This window comes from Paracraurococcus lichenis, assembly GCF_030657435.1.
GTDB classification, from domain to species: Bacteria; Pseudomonadota; Alphaproteobacteria; order Acetobacterales; family Acetobacteraceae; genus Paracraurococcus; species Paracraurococcus lichenis.
Map to the genome: position 1 here is coordinate 1 of NZ_JAUTWS010000395.1, position 734 is coordinate 734.

At 73.0% G+C, this 734-nt stretch carries 1 protein-coding gene; it reads left to right on the forward strand.

Annotated features, from left to right (window positions below; genetic code table 11):
• Positions 1–128 precede the first annotated feature (128 nt).
• On the forward strand, positions 129–734 hold a 606-nt coding region (locus tag Q7A36_RS40445), incomplete at its 3' end, for a VOC family protein (protein ID WP_305109434.1).

Here is a 734-nt window from a genome sequence, read left to right on the forward strand (position 1 = left end):
GACCCCGCCGGCGCCGCCGCCTATGTCGAGCGCGAATGGGCCGAGGACCGGCTGCGCGAACGCTACGACTGGATGTACCGCTACGACGCCGCAAGCGTCCCCGTGTAGCCCCGGAGCAGGAGAACGGCATGGAACTGCAATCGCTCGGCTACATCGGCGTCGATTCGGCGCGGCTCGAGGACTGGACCGGCTTCGCCACGCGCCTGCTCGGCATGCAGCAGGTCGACCGCGGCGGCGGTAGCGCCGCCTTCCGCATGGACGACCGCCGCCAGCGCCTGATGGTGACCGGCGAGGCGGGTGACGGCCTCGGCTTCCTGGGATGGGAGGTCGCCGACGCCGCCGCGCTCGAGACACTGGCGGCGCGCCTCGACCGGCATGGCGGCGCGGTGCGGCGGGGCACGCGCGACCTCGCCGACCGCCGGCACGTCGCTGGGCTGATCACCTTCAGCGACCCAGCCGGGCACCGGCTGGAGGCTTTCCACGGGCCGGCGGTGGCGAGCGAGCCCTTCGTGCCGGGCCGGCCGATCTCTGGCTTCCGCACCGGGCCGCTCGGCATGGGGCACGCGGTGCTTAACGTCGAGGACGTGGCGCCGCTGCTGCCCTTCTACCGCGACCTGCTCGGCTTCCGGGTCAGCGACTACGCGCTGGCGCCCTACCCGCTGTACTTCTTCCACCTGAACGGTCGCCACCACAGCTTCGCCATGGTCGGCACTGGCCGGCGCGGCCTCCACCAC